This window comes from Pseudomonas sp. LBUM1640 (assembly GCF_059716225.1).
In genome coordinates this window covers 2,575,639-2,593,062 of the sequence record NZ_CP166816.1, presented here as the reverse complement: position 1 = coordinate 2,593,062, position 17,424 = coordinate 2,575,639, and the positions used below count along the sequence as shown (strand labels likewise).

Here is a 17,424-nt window from a genome sequence, read left to right as displayed (position 1 = left end):
GGAGCCACCCATGACCTTTTCCATCGTCGCCCGTTGCGCGGACACCGGCCAGCTGGGCATCGCCATCAGCTCATCGAGCATCGCCGTGGGCGCCCGTTGCCCGTGGTTGCGGCCCGGTGTGGGTGCGGTCTCGACCCAAAACATCACGTTGCCGGCGCTGGGCCCGGACGTGCTCGACCTGCTCGAACAAGGCCTTGAGCCGGCCGCCGCCGTCGACAAAGCCCTGACGCGCAACGGCTATAGCCAATACCGGCAACTGACGGCGATTGATCACCTGGGCCGCAGCGTGCATTTCAGCGGCAGCGAAACCCTCGGCACCCACAACGCGGTGTCGGGCGAACAGTGCGTGGCGGCGGGCAATATGCTCGCCGACCGCGCGGTGATCGAGGCGATGGTCAAGGCGTTCGAACACGGCGAAGGCCAGCTGGCAGACCGGCTGTTGGCCGCCATGCACGCCGCCATCGCCGCCGGCGGCGAAGCCGGGCCGGTGCATTCCGCCGCCGTGGTGGTGGTGGGCGAACTGACCTGGCCGATCATCAACCTGCGCGTGGATTGGGCGGATGAAAACCCAATTGGCGAACTGCAAAAACTCTGGGACGCCTACCGCCCGCAGGTGCAGGACTACATCGACCGCGCCCTCGCCCCCGACCGCTCCCCCGGCTACGGCGTGGCCGGTGACGCACGATGAGCAGCAGCCGCCAATTGCTGCAAACGCTGGTGGGGTTTGATACCACCAGCCGCGAGTCCAACCTGCAGTTGATCGAGTACGTGCGCGATTACCTTGCAGGGTTCGGCGTGGCCAGTGAGTTGGTCTACAACGAGGAACGCAGCAAGGCCAACTTGTTTGCCAGCCTCGGCCCGGCGGACCTGCCGGGCATTGTGCTGTCGGGGCACACCGATGTGGTGCCGGTGGACGGCCAGCCGTGGACAGTGCCGGCGTTTGAATTGACCGAGCGCGACGGCAAGCTGTTTGGCCGTGGCACGGCGGACATGAAGGGTTACATCGCCTGCGTGCTGGCGCTGGTGCCGGCGTTGGTCGAGGCAGATCTGTGCCTGCCGGTGCACATCGCCCTGTCTTACGACGAGGAAGTCGGTTGCCTGGGTGTGCGCTCGTTGCTCAAGGTGCTGGAGCAACGGCCAGTGAAGCCGATGCTGTGCATTATCGGCGAGCCCACTGAGCTTAAGCCGGTACTCGGCCACAAGGGCAAGTTGGCGATGCGCTGTGATGTGCATGGCGAGGCGTGCCACTCGGCGTATGCGCCGTATGGCGTGAATGCCATCGAACACGCGGCCGAGTTGATCGGTGAACTGGGCCGCATTGGCCAGCGCCTGCGCGAGCAGCAGGACCCGCGCTTTGACCCGCCGTTCAGCACGGTGCAGACCGGTGTGATTTCGGGTGGCAAGGCGCTGAACATCGTGCCAGCGGATTGCCGGTTTGATTTCGAAATTCGCGCGTTGCCGTCGCAGGATCCCGGCGAAGTGGCTTCAGCACTGCAGGCTTACGCTGAGCAACAGGTGTTGCCGCGCATGCAGGCCGTGAGTGCGCAGAGTGCGATTCGGTTTACTGAGTTGTCGGCGTATCCCGGCTTGGTCACCGACGAGCGTAGCCAGGCGGCGCAGTTGATTGCGGCGTTTTGCGGCTCCAGGGATTTTGGCACGGTGGCGTTTGGCACCGAGGGCGGGTTGTTTGACGCGGTGGGCATTCCCACGGTGGTGTGTGGGCCGGGGAGCATGGACCAAGGGCATAAGCCGGATGAGTTTGTGAGTGTGGAGCAGTTGGCCGGCTGTGATGCCATGTTGCTGCGCATGCTCGATTCGATTCGCGCCTGAGCCGAATACCAACCTGTCACCCTATGCAAAACCCTGTGGGAGCCGGCTCGCCCGCGATGGCGGTGGTTCTGTCAGCACATGAGCCAGCCGACCCACCGCCATCGCAGGCAAGCCAGCTCCCACATTTAGACCTGTGCTCATCCTGGCCGCCCGATAGTCAGTCGCCCTCATGCAGTACGAGCCTGGGCCGCCTATTTACCCGACAACACAGGGCAAATGTGGGAGCGGGCTTGCTCGCGAATGCAGTGTGTCAGTCACCCGATGTGCTGGCTGACCCACCGCTTTCGCGAGCAAGCCAGCTCCCACATTTTTGACCTGTGCTCAGGCCCAATCCTCGCGCGTCCACCGTGAATGCTGGGTTCGATTGGCACGTGAGCCGAGCACAGCCCTGACTGGCAAGATACATCTACTGTGGGAGCTGACTTGCCAGCTCCCACTGTAGATGTGTGCTCATCCTGGCCGCCCGATAGTCAGTCGCCCTCATGCAGTACGAGCCGGGGCCGCCTATTTACCCGACAACACAGGGCAAATGTGGGAGCGGGCTTGCTCGCGAATGCAGTGTGTCAGTCACCCGATGTGCTGGCTGACCCACCGCTTTCGCGAGCAAGCCCGCTCCCGCATTTTTGACCTGTGTTCAGGCCCAATCCTCGCGCGTCCACCGTGAATGCTGGGTTGGATTGGCGCGTAAGCCGAGCACAGCCCTGACTGGCAAGATACATCTACTGTGGGAGCTGGCTTACCAGCTCCCACATTTAGATCTGTGTTCATCCTGGCCACCCGATAGTCAGTCGCCCTCATGCAGTACGAGCCTGGGCCGCCTATTTACCCGACAACACAGGGCAAATGTGGGAGCGGGCTTGCTCGCGAATGCAGTGTGTCAGTCACCCGATGTGCTGGCTGATCCACCGCTTTCGCGAGCAAGCCAGCTCCCACATTTTTGACCTGTGTTCAGGCCCAATCCTCGCGCGTCCGCCGTGAATGCTGGGGTCGATTGGCGCGTGAGCCGAGCACAGCCCTGACTGGCAAGATACATCTACTGTGGGAGCTGGCTTGCCTGCGATGGCGGTGGATCATTTGCAGAAGTGCTGGCTGACACACCGCCATCGCGGGCCCGCTCCCACAGGGGTTCTCTATGGGTTGTTAGATAGCATTTCAGGTTTAGCCGAGCAAACGGGCAAGTTCTTCGCGGCAGTAATCGACGAATAGCTGCACCGGCTTGGTCAACGGCGCTCGTCGTAGCCAAACGGCCGACAACCCCGAACCCGTGACTGTTTCAGCCAATGGCACACACACCACCTTCTGCCCGTCATAGGTGTACTCGGTAAACGGCTTGGTCACCAAAATCGAAAACCCAAACCCGCGCCCCACCATGCCCCGCACCATCTCAATCGACGGTGAGCTGAACACGATATTCGGCGTCAACCCACGTTCTTCAAAGATGCTCACGAAGTACGTCCGGCTCGGCAGCACATCCAGCAAAATCATCGGCTCGAGCACCAGATCCGCCAGCGACACTTTGGCCTGCTGCGCAAAGCGGTGATCTGCCGGGAGCAACGCATACGGCTGCTGCGGCGGCATCAACGGCGTGGTCTCGATGGTGCCACCCAAGTCATGCTCAAACAGCATCGCCACATCGATACTGCCCGCCGTCAGCGCCTGCACCAGCTCTTGCTGCTCGCCGTCGCGAATACGGATTTCCACCCCCGGCCACAGCGCCTTGAAGCCGGCAATCAAACGCGGCAAGTACAACGGCGCCACCGTTTCAAAGCAGCCGATGTCGATCTGCCCCGCCACCACATCATTGTCCGCCAGGGCGTTTTGCTCGAACTCATGGGCCACCCGCAGCAGCTCCAGCGCCTTGCGATAAAACCGCGCGCCGCTGGGCGTGAGCGAAACACCCTGGGCGTGATGGCGGATAAACAGCTGCACGCCAAAGCTGTCTTCCAGCTGCTTGATCGCCGTGGACACCGACGGCTGCGCGATATACAGCTTGCGCGACGCCTCGGCAACGCTGCCGCACTCGGCCGTGGTAACAAAATATCTGAGCTGGCGCAGGTTATAGGCAGCCATCGGGACCTCCGAAAACGTGGGGCTTCGCCCCAAACAAGTGCGCGAAAATCGGCTTTTTCACACTGATTCAAGCACCTGCAACATACCGGAGCAAAAAATCCGGCGAGATACTTTTTTTAAGGTCTATAGCAACAAACTTACTAATTTACCTCCCCGCGCCCATTGCAGATGATCACTCCAACAACAAAGCGCCGCACGTGCAGCGCACAGCGAAGTACGTCAACGTACTCACCTTGCCTTGGAGCTCGTCATGGTTACCACTGCAACATCCTCCGCCCCGCTTATCGAAAAACACACGATTGGATACGTGCCCCCGGAAGATCGCCATGGAAAGGTAAGAGACCTGTTCACCCTGTGGTTCGGCGGCAACATCGCGCCGTTGCCGATCGTTACCGGTGCGCTGGGTGTGCAACTGTTTCACCTGAACCTGCTGTGGGGCATCGTCGCCATCCTCGTCGGCCACCTGGTTGGCGGCGTGCTGATGGCGCTGCACTCAGCCCAAGGCCCGCAAATGGGCATCCCGCAAATGATCCAGAGCCGCGCGCAATTCGGCTCACTCGGCGCACTGCTGGTGGTGGTGATCGCCGGCGTCATGTACATCGGCTTCTTCGCCTCCAACATCGTGCTGGCGGGTAAATCCCTGCACGGCGTGGTCGACAGCGTGCCCGTGCCGGTCGGCATCGTGATCGGCGCCATCGGGTCCGGCATCATCGGCATCATCGGCTACCGCTTTATCCACGTGCTCAACCGCATCGGCACCTGGGTGCTCGGCGCCGGCATCGTGCTGGGCTTCGGCTACATCTTCACCCACGTGCAAACCACGGACTTCCTGACCCGTGGCAGCTTCAACATCGCAGGCGTGCTGGCCACCGTGTCCCTCGCCGCGCTGTGGCAGATCGCTTTCGCGCCCTACGTGTCGGATTACTCCCGCTACCTGCCGGCCGACGTGCCCGTCGCCTCCACCTTCTGGACCACCTACCTGGGCTCCGCCCTCGGCTCCAGCCTGGCCTTCATCTTCGGCGCCGTCGCCGTGCTCGCCACCCCAGTCGGCATGGACACCATGGACGCCGTCAAACTCGCCACCGGCGCCATCGGCCCGCTGATGCTCGTGCTGTTTTTGCTCAGCGTGATCAGCCACAACGCCCTCAACCTGTACGGCGCGGTGCTGTCGATCATCACCCTGGTACAGACCTTCGCCTACCGCTGGATACCCACCGCCAAAAGCCGCGCGGTGATCTCCATCCTCGTACTCGCCGCCTGCGCCATTGCGGCCGTGTTCGCCTCCAAAGACTTCATCGGCCACTTCGTCGACATGGTGCTGGTGCTGCTGGTGGTACTGGTGCCGTGGACGGCGATCAACCTGATCGACTTTTACGCGATCCACAAAGGCAAATACGACATTGCGTCGATCTTTCGCGTGGATGGCGGGATATACGGCAAGTACAACCCGCAAGCGCTGCTGGCGTATGCCATCGGGATTGCGGTGCAGATTCCGTTTATGAACACGCCGCTGTATGTAGGGCCAATTTCGGAACACATTAACGGCGCGGATTTGTCCTGGGTGGTGGGGTTGGTGGTGACGTCGCCGTTGTATTTTTGGTTGGCGAGTCGGGACAGTGCGTATAAGCGCCGAATGGATGGGGGGAAGTTGGTGAGTGGGGTTTGAGGTAGCTGAATGTAGTGGTTTGAGAGTGATTGAAAGGACCATCCATATCGTGGCTTTGCGGCTGGGGTGTGGGTGGTTTTTTCGTTTTTGGAGGGGCTGCGAAATTGAGCGCCGTGTGAGCGACAAAATAAAGCTGCCCGTTATTCCTGTGCCTAGGACAGAATGAGATCTTCCTCAGACTCTTCGGCGTTGCACACCATGGACGACTGTCGCTTCACACCGGAACAGGTGGCATCCCGATCTGGCATTGCTCAGGTGGATAAGGACGTGAGGCAATGGTTAGTGGGACTTCCCATCGCTGAGAGACTCGATTTTCTAAAGCAACTGTGGCCACTGAACTACCGATACACACTCAAACTGCTCCAGGCTGCACAGCTACCGAGGCAGGAAAACGAGGGTATGTTCAGGCACTGGCTGCGTACTGGCCAGCACAATACGGCGCAGGAACTTATCAAGCGGTTAGAGCCGGTTTTGGGGGAGAGAAAGTTCTGGCAGATTGCTTCGCAGGAGGCGCTTTCGCCGATTATGCGGGAGTTCATGAATTACTATGGCGGTGGGCGCCTGGATTCTCAACTCGACGAAAAATAAACCTCGTGAACTCCAGCCGTTCCAAATATCGGGTATCAGTGCCAATCCTTTATGCAGTGCATGCATTGTCGCGCCTTCCAGGTTCTCAGCTGCCCACCGCAGAACGAGCAGAAGGCCACCTTTTACGCGCATCGCATCCTCATTCGATGGGCGAAGTACTCCCACACAATTTTGGGATCAATATTTTCCCGTCGTACTATCTCGTCTACTACTGCCTGATCACCCGCCTCATGGAAGATTCCGATAGTTGATAGCGTTTCAAGCGAAGGGCAAAAAGCCGTTATCAAATCGCCGCATCGATCACAAATGCGTTGGGCGTTCTGGGAAATCATAAGCTCAATCCATGCGCGTAAACTCCGAACGGTATCTTGAGCGTGCATCGCTGGAAATAGAAAAACAAAAAATTGGTGGCAGACCATAATTTTCAAATGCACGTAAACGTGGTCTTCGCCCTATTGCACTAGGCTGGCTTGCGAACAGAGCAACGCAGACTGGCCACTGACCTAAAGCTTGCTGCATACCCGTCGATAACCTCTAGGAAACCCGCCAATCATGGAGTGATTAAATGGCACTTTCCGTCAGCGCAACCTACCTCCCACCGGCTAACACCCTTCTCACGCCTTCCGGACAGAAGCTCGAGCCCCAGCCGTTGACGGATGCCAACAAGAACACCCTGGCCAATGCCACACCAGCGGCCATCTACCACCCCAGTGAAGGCGCCAGCACCATGACGACACCGCTGGAGGTCGTCGACACCTGGGTCGGCCGCTCCCAGTCACCGGACTTCCGTCGATTCGCTGATATCGCCGCCGGCGCACACCAGACGCTGAAAACCTCCTTCCAAGCCTTCCAGGCAACGCTGTCGACCAACGCGCCCGACCTTGCCAGCAAAAAGTACGGCTTCACGGTCGAGGCCGACGGCACGCTCAAAGTGCTCGATACCGCCGGCCAGCTCAGCAGCTCGGACACCCAGCGGCTCACGGACCTGCTCAACAAATCCCTTGGGCTTAAAGCGGCAGCCGTGGCGTATCGCGATGCGTCCATTGATTTGGTGGACGCTGATTCGCCATGGTCGGGGAGTTATATGGGGTTCTACAGCCTGACTAAGGAGAATTTCGCTAAGACTATTGATCTGGCGCCGTTGTTTAAAGATACGCACACCATGGTGCCCGGAGAGTTCAGGAGCGCGACGTTTTTCACTCAGTTGTCTGATAAAGGCGAACGGGCGACGCGGGAGACGGAGGCTGCGATGTTTGAGCGGCGGGCGGCGCAGGGGTTTGTGGTGCGGGTGTGATTTTAGGAAAAACGGGGTCTGACCCTGAGGGATCCATGACGGGGCCGTCCCCATTGATAATAATTGGGCAGAGAACCAGATCCGACCATAGGCTCTTGGGCGCAAGAACTGGCTCTTCGCCGGGTCGCTACGCAGCGGAAAGCGGGCGGCGGCGATCATGAGCTTGATCCAGTCTGCGCGGCTGAATGGTCATGATCCGTATGCCTATCTAAAGGATGTTCTCACGCGCCTGCCGACGCAGCGGGCGAGTGAAATCGAGCAACTGCTTCCGCATAAGTGGCAGCCGGTTTGATCACGCAAGACTTGATGCCCGGACGTATACCGAGAAAACACCGTTACCGAACGTCATATTTGCGTACAAATTAGGCAGGGACTTCACATTGAAACGCTTCAAGTGCCCACGCTATAAGGAGCCAATTCCTTGGCGTTTGGAGTCATTGCATGACTGTCAAATTTCGTTCGGCCCGCCGCGATGATGCGCGCGAAATTGCTCGTTTATTCCAAATCACTTCTGAAGGGGCGTCGAATTACATCTGGAGCCAGTTGGCGGAGCCTGGGCAAGACCTACTAGACGTCGGTGCCATCCGATACGCTCGAGAAGAGGTCGATTTCTCATACCAGAACTGCCTCATCGCTGAAGCCAAAGAGCGTGTTGTTGGAATGATGCATAGCTACGTGATGCGTGAAGATCCCAACACCATTCCCACCTCCGACCCTGTGCTGGCGCCCTATTGCGAAATGGAGATCCCCGGCACACTCTATATTTCAAGCTTAGCGCTTCACGATGGCTGGCGAAATTTGGGCTTTGGAGTGCGCTTTCTTGAGTTCGCTCAGGTGCGCGCCGAGGAACTAGAGCTAAACGGCCTAAGCCTCATAGACTACGCGGCAAACACGGGAGCCCGGCGTTTCTACGAGCGACAGGGCTTCAAGATCGTAAAGACTTGCCAGGTCGTGCCCCATTCGATGATCCGCGTTACCGGTGAGGCCTACCTCATGCATCGGCCATAGATGACTTGGCCGGACGCATACGCAGCTGAGTTCAATATTCTGCTTTCACACAGCTTAACGATAAGAACGTCGTGACACGAAAACGCTCGCCGTCTTGTCGCACGCTGATCGCGGCAGCCCAAAAAGTGCCTAGATCTGGGTCTAGCAAGCGCTCGAATACCTTGAGGCTGAAATAGGTAACTACTCGATGAGGGTCGGCTGTTAGATGACTGAACTGCGCACTCAGGACATGATAGAACTTGGCGAACTTGCGTTCTTTGAGACATCTGCCCAGACCTGAGGGCGCCGACCATAAAGTTGAAACAGCCGGATATTTGCTTTGGCCTCGTTCCCTGAGCTCACTCCATTGAGGAATGCGGCTAGGTCCTTAGCTAGGGATCGGGATGCATTTGGCGTCAGGATCTCGTGCAGCGCATCCAAAACGTCTCCATGCCGGCTCGCAACCGTTGTCACGGCCGTACCCAAGGCGCTGCCCTAGGCTATCCCGCCACGCCGTCAAACGTGAGGCTAAGCCAGTAGAAAACGTGCAGAGACGGGCTATATTTTAACGCCAACGATGAATTGCCCCACGTGCTGAAAGCTGCCCTTGGATTCCTGCTCGTGAGGGTCCAGGCTAATGACCGCCTCAGGCCGTTTGCTGCGTTAACGTTCGAAGTCTCGCGGCTATTTTCGCCCCGTTGCGCGAGGAACCAACCGCCACTTTCTGGTAATCACATCTGCAATCTGGATCCCTCAGGGTCTGCCCCCGTTTTTTTCCAGAATGAGTTCGCGGTAAATGGCCGTGAATTTAACAATGATAGGAATCTCATATGACGAACAAAACGACAACACCCCCCGCAATACTGTTGGCAGCATCGCTGCTGCTGGCATGTGCCAGCACCCAGGCGACTCCCCTCCAATGCACCTGCAGCGCAACCATGTCCAATCTGACGGTGGCGCGCGACGCGCGCGCTTCTCCAGCATTAGACGCCGCGCAATTACGCTATCGCAGCCCCGGCAAGTGCGAGGCGGAGGTAAGTAGTGACGGCAATCAGATCAATGGCTACTTCAGAAGCAAAGTAGAGATCCGGCCGTTGCATGCGAAGAAGAGCAGCATAGAGAACGACACCATCTGGTTCGACTATGACAAAGCCGAAGGGGCATTACTGAGGACCAACTATGTAGCGGTAGACAAGGATGCTGCCGACAAAATGCACTATGAAAAACAGGGGCAGACCTTGAGTTTGAAGGTCATTGAAGACATCCGCTATGCTCCGTCCGCAGGCACGGTGCCTTATACGCTGCGCAAGGATGGCAGAGTCACAATCACGCTGACGTGCCCGACGTCCGGCCGCAATTGAGGTCGCAGGAACCTACATTGGAGAATGGGAAAACTTAGGCACAATCGAACACTATATCCATACCGCCAGTGGCGTCGGCCAATAAGGGGACGTTTGTCCCTAATGCACTGAGAGTTGATGGGCGACCTCCGAGTGCAGGCTGATAGAACATCTATAACCAGTCAGCTGGAGCTCTAATTTCTGAGACTGCAAAACAGCGATGGCTTAAGCGATGATATCAGTCGTCGCGGCCTGCCCGATCGTACCAGGTCGAACGCACATGCCTGAGCAGGTCTGGGAATCGACGCAAACTCTCCTAAAATCCCGCCAGAAACGTCTCACAAGCTTGAGAGACGCATCCACTTTACCAACCCTCTCTACATCCCAATTGCCTTTAAAAATAAGGTGTAGAGCGCTTAACCGTAGCTGTGACCGGACGCCCAAAACAGTCACCGCTTGCGCGAACCATACCTACGACCACGACACCCTCCGTTGCCTCACCACAATCAGCTCTCTATAGTTCGCTCCGTCGCCAGCTTGATCGGCGATGGGATTCGCAGCCCTAAAAAAGAATTACCACCAAACCCGTTAAACCCGACAGACCCGATTCCCGGTGATGCCCTGTTCGACGGCTATTCAATACTTTTTCTTTCTTAGGGATTTCCACCTTGAAAACTCAACAGCCGCCCCGCCGCTTCACCCCCATGTCCCAAACCGCAACCGACTACCCCGTGCTCCTCATCGACAGCGACGCCCCGCTCAGCGAGCTCCACGCTTGCGCCAGCGAGCGCCTGAACGCTGCCCTCGCCTACCTGCACCTGATGGCCTGTTCCAATGTGTCCGACTATGCCGAGCACGACATCAATACCGTCGCCAATACCGCTCGGATCATGGTTCAGGATGTGGCGGATGTGTTTACGGTGATGGAGCGGCGGGGGTTTGATTTGGCTGCTGTGGGTTGATGTGATGTGAGTTGTGAGGAAACCCGCTTCGGCGGGTTTTCTGGTTTTTGGGGAGGTGGGAGTTGGGGTTGGTCTGGATGTTCGGGTGTCTGTGCGGCCGCCTTCGCAGCCTCGCTGGGGCTCGACAGCTCCCACAGTTTGAGCTTTGTTCGACGCCCTGCCCGGCGATGCCGCCCGCTGTTTTGAAATCGAAACCACTGCCTATGAAGGCGACGAAACCGCGACGCTGAAAAAGATCGCTACGCGGATTGCGCAGTACTCCGAAGGCTTTTTGATTCTGGAGGCGGACGACGAGGTGGTGGGTTTTATCAACTGTGGTTGAGCCCATCAGGTGGTGATGTCGGATGAGGCGGTCAAGGGGTTGATGGGGCATTCGGCCGTGGCGCCGAATGGGGTACAGCTATGTGCGGCCTTCGCCTTCGGATCATGGCGGAATGGCGTGGCATAAGAGGGTGATGGCTTTTTTTAATTGCCATCCTGGGACTAATCCTTTTTGTCGCGGCCCTCGTAATGAGGCCCCTACCCCGATGCCGAACGCATGCTTGATATGGCGCGCAGTTGTCTCGGGTGGCGTCGGTGCGGGGGGGTTGGGCCCACTGGCGCTATAGAGCAGGCAAAAACTCGTCTCGATTTTCTATAAAAATATAGCGCCATGGCAGGTTGAATGCTCTGCAAGATCGGTGGACCGTCGTCACTTGACGATCACTGCACAGGAATATTCACCATGATAGGAATCAAGCCGCCATGGCTATCGAACAACCCTCAGCCAGAAGTTGCGCAAATACGCATGCCGCCGCCGCCTGGCATGCCTGATCGGGAACAGATTCGAGTGATAGTGGACGTAAAAAACATACTCAAAGCGATAGAGGTCTTTTTTGCCGTTGCAGAATCAAACGGCCTGCTACAACCGGATGTGAGCGTCGGGAAGCCGTTCTTGATTGCGCAAGGTCGTCCTGCAAAGCGGGGGCTGCGCCTCTCGTTAAGGTTTCATCCAGACCGTGCCGATGGCACTTTCAGCCCAGCCCATTTGGAGAACGTCAACCGTGTTGGCCCTCAAATTGATGGGGCGCTGCACAAGGCCAGAATCCCGGACTACTCCCCAATGGAATAACGCTGCCGATCAGGATTGCGGTTGCACCTCGTCGATAGGCACTGGGCGCTGACCCGGCCTTGATGGTGTTGGTGCGGCCGCCTTCGCAGCCTCGCTGGGGTTCCACAGCTCCCACAGTTTGAGCTTTGTTCGACGCCGCCACGGCCGTTATGATGTGGCCTTTCGCTTAACGCCCCAGGAAACGCCCATGCCCGCCCTCACCTTTCGCAACGCCCTGCCCGGCGATGCTGCCCGTTGTTTTGAAATCGAGATCACCGCCTACGAAGGCGACGAAGCCGCGACCCTGGAAAAAATCGCCACGCGCATCGCGCAGTACCCCGAGGGCTTTTTGATTCTGGAGGCCGATGGCGCGGTGGTGGGTTTTATCAACTGTGGTTGCGCCCATCAGGTGGCGATGTCGGATGAGGCGTTCAAGGAGTTGGTGGGGCATGCCGCCGAGGCGCCGAATGTGGTGATCATGTCGGTGGTGGTCGACCCGGCGCATCAGGGCAAGGGGTATTCCAAGCTGCTGATGACTGAGTTTGTGCAGCGCATGCGCGCGCTGGGCAAGCAGACGATTCACTTGATGTGCAAAGAGCAGCACGTGCCGTTGTACACGCGCATGGGGTACAGCTATGTGCAGCCTTCGCCGTCGGATCACGGCGGCATGGCGTGGCATGAGATGGTGATGGCGCTTTAAGCGGTTAGCTTTCTCAGCGCCTTTGTGTGTCGGGATTTGTGACGGTAACTCGGTGCTCAGAGGGCAACTGTATTTCAGCACGTAAGAACCTTTTCTCCCTCGCCAAACGCTGATGATCATCGTGAAACTTCAAACGATGATTTCAGCCATGTACTACAGCCACACAGCTCACACCGTGAGCACAGCGAGTGGGGGTATTGCCTCGTAACATCCGCCCGAAATCACCTCATTGAACGCCCTCCCACTGCTCGGTAACTTAGGTTCCGATCAGTCAAAAAAGTGTTGGCTGTTCTTTTTTGTTAAACATCAGAGAGGTGCAATCATGGTTTCAATCGGTGTTTCTATCGGTTCAGCGCACGCTTATTACGAAGCCCGCACGCACGGCAATGAAAAACCAACCCCCACGCCTCCTGGAGACGGGCGCGGTAATGACACCCTGGAGGCGGACAAACCACGTGGTTTTCCACATGATCGGATTTACGAGCATGTAACACCGGCCCAGGTCGACGACGATGATTTTAATTCGTACTTCGGCTCACTGCGTGAACAACATTTCAAGCAGCCTGAAGCAGCTCATGCCGACAGCGACAAACCAAGGCTCAACCGTACCGATACAACTGCGGGGAATGATGCCGAAGTGTTCGACCACACCACACAACATTGGCAACCCACCCAGAACGCCGGCAATGGCCAGTACAAAGCGCTTGGCGATCCTTACCGTGAGGCTATAGATTTCGAGATCTACGCCGGGCAGCAGGCGTAAGGTAACCGGCGGTAGGGAGTGCGGCGAACGTGCTGCGTACCGCCTGACAGGCACCTATTGAGAGGCAATGATGAGCGCACCCCTCGTTGAAATCAGCGACCAACCCAACCCCGACGCCGAGCGCCTGCTGGGCAACGGCCTTGCCGCGTTCAATGAGGCCATCACCGGTGCCAATGATCGCCTGCCGCTCACGGTGTTGATCAAAGACCCCATCACCCAGGAAATTCTCGGCGGTATTACCGGCAAAACCTCTTTGGGCATGGCCTTTCTCGATCTTTTCCACTTGCCCGACTCGCTGCGCGGCGCGGGCCTGGGCAGCCAGTTGCTGCACGCTTTCGAAGACGAGGCGCGGCGTCGGGGTTGCCGGAATGCGGTGTTGTACACGATCAGCTTCCAGGCGCCGGGGTTTTACGAGAAGCATGGGTGGGTAAGGTTTGGCGAGATACCCTGTACGCCAGCGGGCAGCAGCCGGGTGTTTTTGTCCAAACAGCTTTGAGCATTGGGGTTCTACGACGTGCCGTGGTTGATACAAGCCACGGCCATTGCGGAAACACCTGCTACTGAGCGCCTTTGGCCCAATGGGATGATCCGGGTTTGATCAACCCGGAACTGCCCTCATGGAAGACTTTCGCGCCCTCGCTCAGACGTGGGGTACGCCGCCCGACGATACCGCGCAGGCTGTCACGTTCAGCCCATCGGCCACCTACTTGAATGCGCGCCAGGCCCTGCGCGTCACAGGTGACCGCGCGTTGCTCGATCAATTGATCAGCCTGCTTTCTCCCACGCAGGGCCAGGCATTGTCGCTCCCCTCTCGGCCGGTGCCGATTGCCGAGCACTCACTGCTGGGTCAGTGGAGCAAGGTTTTTATCAAAGCTATCAACGGCAACGGTTTTATGGCCTGGGCCCACGCGCGGGGTTTTGATTTACAGACGCTGCGTCTGCGCACCAGCACATTGCGTGTTATCGCCCACGGCCAGCTCAAGGTGTTTAACCTGGCCGACGCGTCGGCTTGGTGGGCGCTCGCCAACCCCATCATCTACATCGGCCAAGTGGTCGACCCGATGGCACTGGGCTGGCCCTACATTGACCCGAAAACGGAGGCCGCAGCACTGACGTTGCCGTTGAACCTGGTACTGGCCTTCCATGGTTTGCCGGTGCCCGCCAATCGCCTCCAGGCACTCACCCTGGTCGAAGAGCTGCGTGCCTTGCAGAGCTTCCCTGGGTTTGACGACAGCGGCCGCAGCAAATCGATGATCTACGCTGAATTGCGCGAACAGTCGCGCGACTACCTGCAACTGGCCGACGCCCTGCACCCATTCGCCGAGGGGCAAGACGCCGCTTCGGGCATAGACGTTTACCGCCGACGCCTGCAGTTGGCATCCGACTCGCGGTTGGCCAAACACATCAAAGAGGCGGCGGACTTGTTACAGGCGATTAACGCCGAAAACGACCCGTGTTCGACAACCGATGCGCCGGGCTCTGCGTACTTCGACTATCAGCGAAAACGCCTGTGTGTAGCCGTGCGTGACGATGAGGGTGAGTTGCAAACCCGCATACCGGCCGAACCTGATGCGCGCTGGCACAGGCTGGTGGCGCTCAGCGAACAACTGCAAATTGATATCTACCCGGACCATAGCCTCAGCGTTGCCAGCGTCTTGCAAGCTTACGCCATTGATCGCCCGCTGGATGCGCCAGCGATCAGCGCCCTGACGCAACGCCTGCGCGAATGGCCCATGCCGGCAGTGCCGGTGGTGCTCAGTTCTGCGCGGGCCTTTACCGAGCTTTACTACTATGTTCAATATGTTGGCCTGTTAAATGATCACTATACGATCTGCACTGGGCTGGCCAAGGTGATCGGCGGCGGGGTATTAGAGGGGCCTGGCGGCCTTGGGATGTTTGTCAACGGCGACCCGGACACGCTTCAGCCGCTGGTGAACAAAGCCTATGCACAATTGCGTGTTCTGACTGAGAACCCAGCCTTCCTGGCCATTCGTAAGCGCGAACGCATCGCCCCCGACAGCCATGTATTGCTGGGAGCCTCTGGCAGCGTTGGCGCAATCGACCTGGACGGCAACTGGAAAATACTGACCGATGCGGTGATGAGCGACGCCGATTTGGCAGAGCTGCTGCAGCGGCTCCAGAAAGTAGCCGCCAAGGCCGGTGGTCATCTGCGCACCAATGACCTGATCAGCCTCAGCCAGGCGTTGAAGATGTACAAAGTCAGGTTGCCCGATACGCTGCAAGAGGCTCGTCAAATACTGCAGCGCCTGGAACTCAACCCGCCCTCTCCGCCCGGCCAAAATGATTACTGGCGGGCACTCAAGCCGCTGGATGACGCTCAGCCCTCGGCGTGGAAGCTGTTGGTTCTGCATCGCCAGCCGATCTTGACAACCAGCGCCACGTTCCTGGAAGGCCAGAGTGTGCCGCTGTTCGAGTACCTGGGGAGTGCCGGGCTGGCCGGCAAGTCCGTTGCGGATGTGCGGGCTGAAGCGGATTTTCTGATGGTACGCCTGTTGGCATCGCCCCAGGCCCAGCAACTCGGCGAAGCACTGTCGAACACCTTGCAGTGGCACGGCAGCCGCAACGGGCTGATACTGGCCGCGTTGATCCTGAGCCTGGACCCCGCGCCGGAAACCCATCCCACACGCCTCAATTACCTCGACTGGCACGCTGCCGACTGCTGGGGCGAGCCCGTGTCGTTTGTACGCTACCAGATCGAGGTCAGCCTGCGCGGGCTCAGCGCGCCGGTCGCAGCCCTTGCAGCCCATCTGATCCTCTGTGAAAAAAGTCCGCAGTTGCTCGTGCGTGACATCCCTGAAATAACCCCCTGCCTGAGCTCGCAAGCCTGGGTGCTGTTCCGCCATCATGTCGACTGGATGGAAAACGTCATTCCGGGCAGCTCGCGTCTGTTGAACTACAAGCACACCATGACCCTGGCGAACCTTACGCCGCAAGACGGCTGGAGGCTCTATCTCGCCAGCAACGAAGTCAAGTGGCCGATCCTGGAGTGGGCCGTGGTCAATGGCGTGCTGCCACCCAAGACAGGTTATGACTCACAGGAATTTAGCAGTGCACTGAAGGCGCTGAACGGTCAACGTGCGCGCCTGACATCAACGCTGCAAGCGTTTGACCGGCCCATTGTTACGCTGCGCCAGACGGCCCTGGATGATTTGCGCAGGGTCTACCCCGACAATGGTTTATTGGAAGCCCGTGTATTGATGTGGCTGCCGGAGCATTCGCCCTTTTCCGAAGACGGCCAGTTCGAGGGCGTGCATACCGGCCCCAAGTACTCGTTCGTCGACCTGCATATGGCTGCAAGCCTGGACGTTACCTCACACCGCTGGCATTCCTCGAACAAGGCGATCAAGTACAGAGAAATGGCCAAGCGCTTTCATTTGCTGGGGCAGATCAACGGCGTGTTTTTTAACGCCTTCAGTCAGAAGCTTGGGCAGTTGCAGGCCGCCTATGGGGAGTCGATCCGTTGTGGCTTGGCGGACCTGACGTTGGCGCGGCGCGAAGCCCTGGAATATGGCGAGGTGCGGTTTTTCAGCCTGAGCCGGCTGAGCTCCACGCCGAACACCGCCGCCGAAGTAGGTCGCCTGGGTGTGCTGGTGTACGTGTTCTATTACCACGACGAACACTTCTATGAGTTTTTCCCCCGACAACTGTTGATCCGTCCTCGACGCGACCTTGATTACAAACAAATCATGCACGCCGTCAACGCTGCCACCCCGCAACCCTGGATGCGTTTCGACTGGCCAGCCTATAAACACGGGGCGCTGCCTGCCGAGATCGCCGCCACTGCGCCAAGCACGGACCTGCTGATCAGCAAGCTCGACCGCGACCTGCCGGGCGCTACCGATATTCCAGGGTTGGATGCCCTGGGCCTGCGCGTACCGCGCACCTTCGATTCAGCACGCTCGCGCGCGCTGACAAAAATCATCGTCGAGCACCACCTGCTGCAGGATGGCCAGGCATTGCGTGCAAAAGCCAGGCAGCCGATCACCCTGCAGGCCGCCGCGAGCGGCCGCGACCCTTGGGCGGAATACCTGCGCGACAGGGCGCTGGTGCTGGGTTGAGGCTTGAACAATGGCGGGTTTTGTATAAGGCTGCTCTCCTGCGCATTTGATCGCC

Annotated in this window: 14 protein-coding genes and 2 pseudogenes; 15 read left to right on the top strand and 1 reads right to left on the bottom strand. The window is 58.6% G+C overall.

What is annotated here, in order from left to right; genetic code table 11:
* The first annotated feature begins 10 nt into the window (after nucleotides 1-10).
* Nucleotides 11-688, top strand: a complete 678-nt coding sequence (locus ACA065_RS11730) for a DUF1028 domain-containing protein (RefSeq protein WP_497694643.1) — start codon at nucleotides 11-13, stop codon at nucleotides 686-688.
* A complete protein-coding gene (gene argE / locus ACA065_RS11725) occupies nucleotides 685-1,830 on the top strand; it encodes an acetylornithine deacetylase (protein ID WP_497694642.1) in 1,146 nt (381 codons plus the stop codon). The genes ACA065_RS11730 and argE overlap by 4 nt, the downstream gene beginning before the upstream one ends.
* 1,158 nt (nucleotides 1,831-2,988) lie before the next feature.
* On the opposite strand, the gene ACA065_RS11720 is transcribed toward argE, so the two are convergent.
* Nucleotides 2,989-3,900 carry a LysR substrate-binding domain-containing protein gene (locus tag ACA065_RS11720; RefSeq protein ID WP_010171799.1) on the bottom strand — a complete coding sequence of 304 codons (912 nt, stop codon included), beginning with the start codon at nucleotides 3,898-3,900 and terminating at the stop codon, nucleotides 2,989-2,991.
* A gap of 250 nt (nucleotides 3,901-4,150) precedes the next feature.
* Here ACA065_RS11720 and ACA065_RS11715 point away from each other — a divergent pair, with 250 nt between their 5' ends.
* The 13 genes and pseudogenes from ACA065_RS11715 to ACA065_RS11655 all read left to right on the top strand — a co-directional run bounded on the left by ACA065_RS11715 (nucleotide 4,151) and on the right by ACA065_RS11655 (nucleotide 17,369).
* The gene (locus ACA065_RS11715) at nucleotides 4,151-5,566 is read left to right on the top strand and encodes a purine-cytosine permease family protein (RefSeq protein WP_497694641.1); all 1,416 of its coding nucleotides are present in this window, start codon (nucleotides 4,151-4,153) and stop codon (nucleotides 5,564-5,566) included.
* A 198-nt stretch (nucleotides 5,567-5,764) separates the two neighbouring features.
* Complete coding sequence (locus tag ACA065_RS11710; RefSeq protein ID WP_497694640.1) at nucleotides 5,765-6,154, top strand: hypothetical protein; 390 nt, start codon at nucleotides 5,765-5,767, stop codon at nucleotides 6,152-6,154.
* A gap of 565 nt (nucleotides 6,155-6,719) precedes the next feature.
* On the top strand, nucleotides 6,720-7,448 hold the full coding sequence (locus ACA065_RS11705; protein ID WP_497694639.1) for a hypothetical protein: 729 nt from the start codon (nucleotides 6,720-6,722) through the stop codon (nucleotides 7,446-7,448).
* A 31-nt stretch (nucleotides 7,449-7,479) separates the two neighbouring features.
* Nucleotides 7,480-7,740, top strand: a pseudogene (locus ACA065_RS11700) (transposase domain-containing protein); the annotation flags it as partial.
* A 149-nt stretch (nucleotides 7,741-7,889) separates the two neighbouring features.
* Nucleotides 7,890-8,456 (top strand): GNAT family N-acetyltransferase, encoded by a 567-nt coding sequence (locus tag ACA065_RS11695; protein ID WP_497694638.1) that lies wholly within the window; start codon nucleotides 7,890-7,892, stop codon nucleotides 8,454-8,456.
* 809 nt (nucleotides 8,457-9,265) lie between these two features.
* Nucleotides 9,266-9,796, top strand: a complete 531-nt coding sequence (locus ACA065_RS11690; protein WP_497694637.1) for a hypothetical protein — start codon at nucleotides 9,266-9,268, stop codon at nucleotides 9,794-9,796.
* Nucleotides 9,797-10,443: 647 nt separating this feature from the next.
* Nucleotides 10,444-10,737, top strand: a complete 294-nt coding sequence (locus ACA065_RS11685) for a fructose-bisphosphate aldolase (RefSeq protein ID WP_497694636.1) — start codon at nucleotides 10,444-10,446, stop codon at nucleotides 10,735-10,737.
* A 145-nt stretch (nucleotides 10,738-10,882) separates the two neighbouring features.
* Nucleotides 10,883-11,195: pseudogene (locus tag ACA065_RS11680) on the top strand (GNAT family N-acetyltransferase); the annotation flags it as partial.
* Between the two features lie 266 nt (nucleotides 11,196-11,461).
* Entirely contained in the window at nucleotides 11,462-11,848 is a 387-nt protein-coding gene (locus tag ACA065_RS11675; RefSeq protein WP_497694635.1) for a hypothetical protein, read from the top strand.
* A 187-nt stretch (nucleotides 11,849-12,035) separates the two neighbouring features.
* Nucleotides 12,036-12,527 (top strand): GNAT family N-acetyltransferase, encoded by a 492-nt coding sequence (locus tag ACA065_RS11670; RefSeq protein ID WP_497694634.1) that lies wholly within the window; start codon nucleotides 12,036-12,038, stop codon nucleotides 12,525-12,527.
* A gap of 322 nt (nucleotides 12,528-12,849) precedes the next feature.
* Nucleotides 12,850-13,290, top strand: a complete 441-nt coding sequence (locus ACA065_RS11665) for a hypothetical protein (protein ID WP_497694633.1) — start codon at nucleotides 12,850-12,852, stop codon at nucleotides 13,288-13,290.
* A gap of 70 nt (nucleotides 13,291-13,360) precedes the next feature.
* A complete protein-coding gene (locus tag ACA065_RS11660) occupies nucleotides 13,361-13,786 on the top strand; it encodes a GNAT family N-acetyltransferase (protein ID WP_497694632.1) in 426 nt (141 codons plus the stop codon).
* Nucleotides 13,787-13,907: 121 nt separating this feature from the next.
* The gene (locus ACA065_RS11655) at nucleotides 13,908-17,369 is read left to right on the top strand and encodes a hypothetical protein (protein ID WP_497694631.1); all 3,462 of its coding nucleotides are present in this window, start codon (nucleotides 13,908-13,910) and stop codon (nucleotides 17,367-17,369) included.
* The last annotated feature ends 55 nt before the right edge of the window (nucleotides 17,370-17,424 follow it).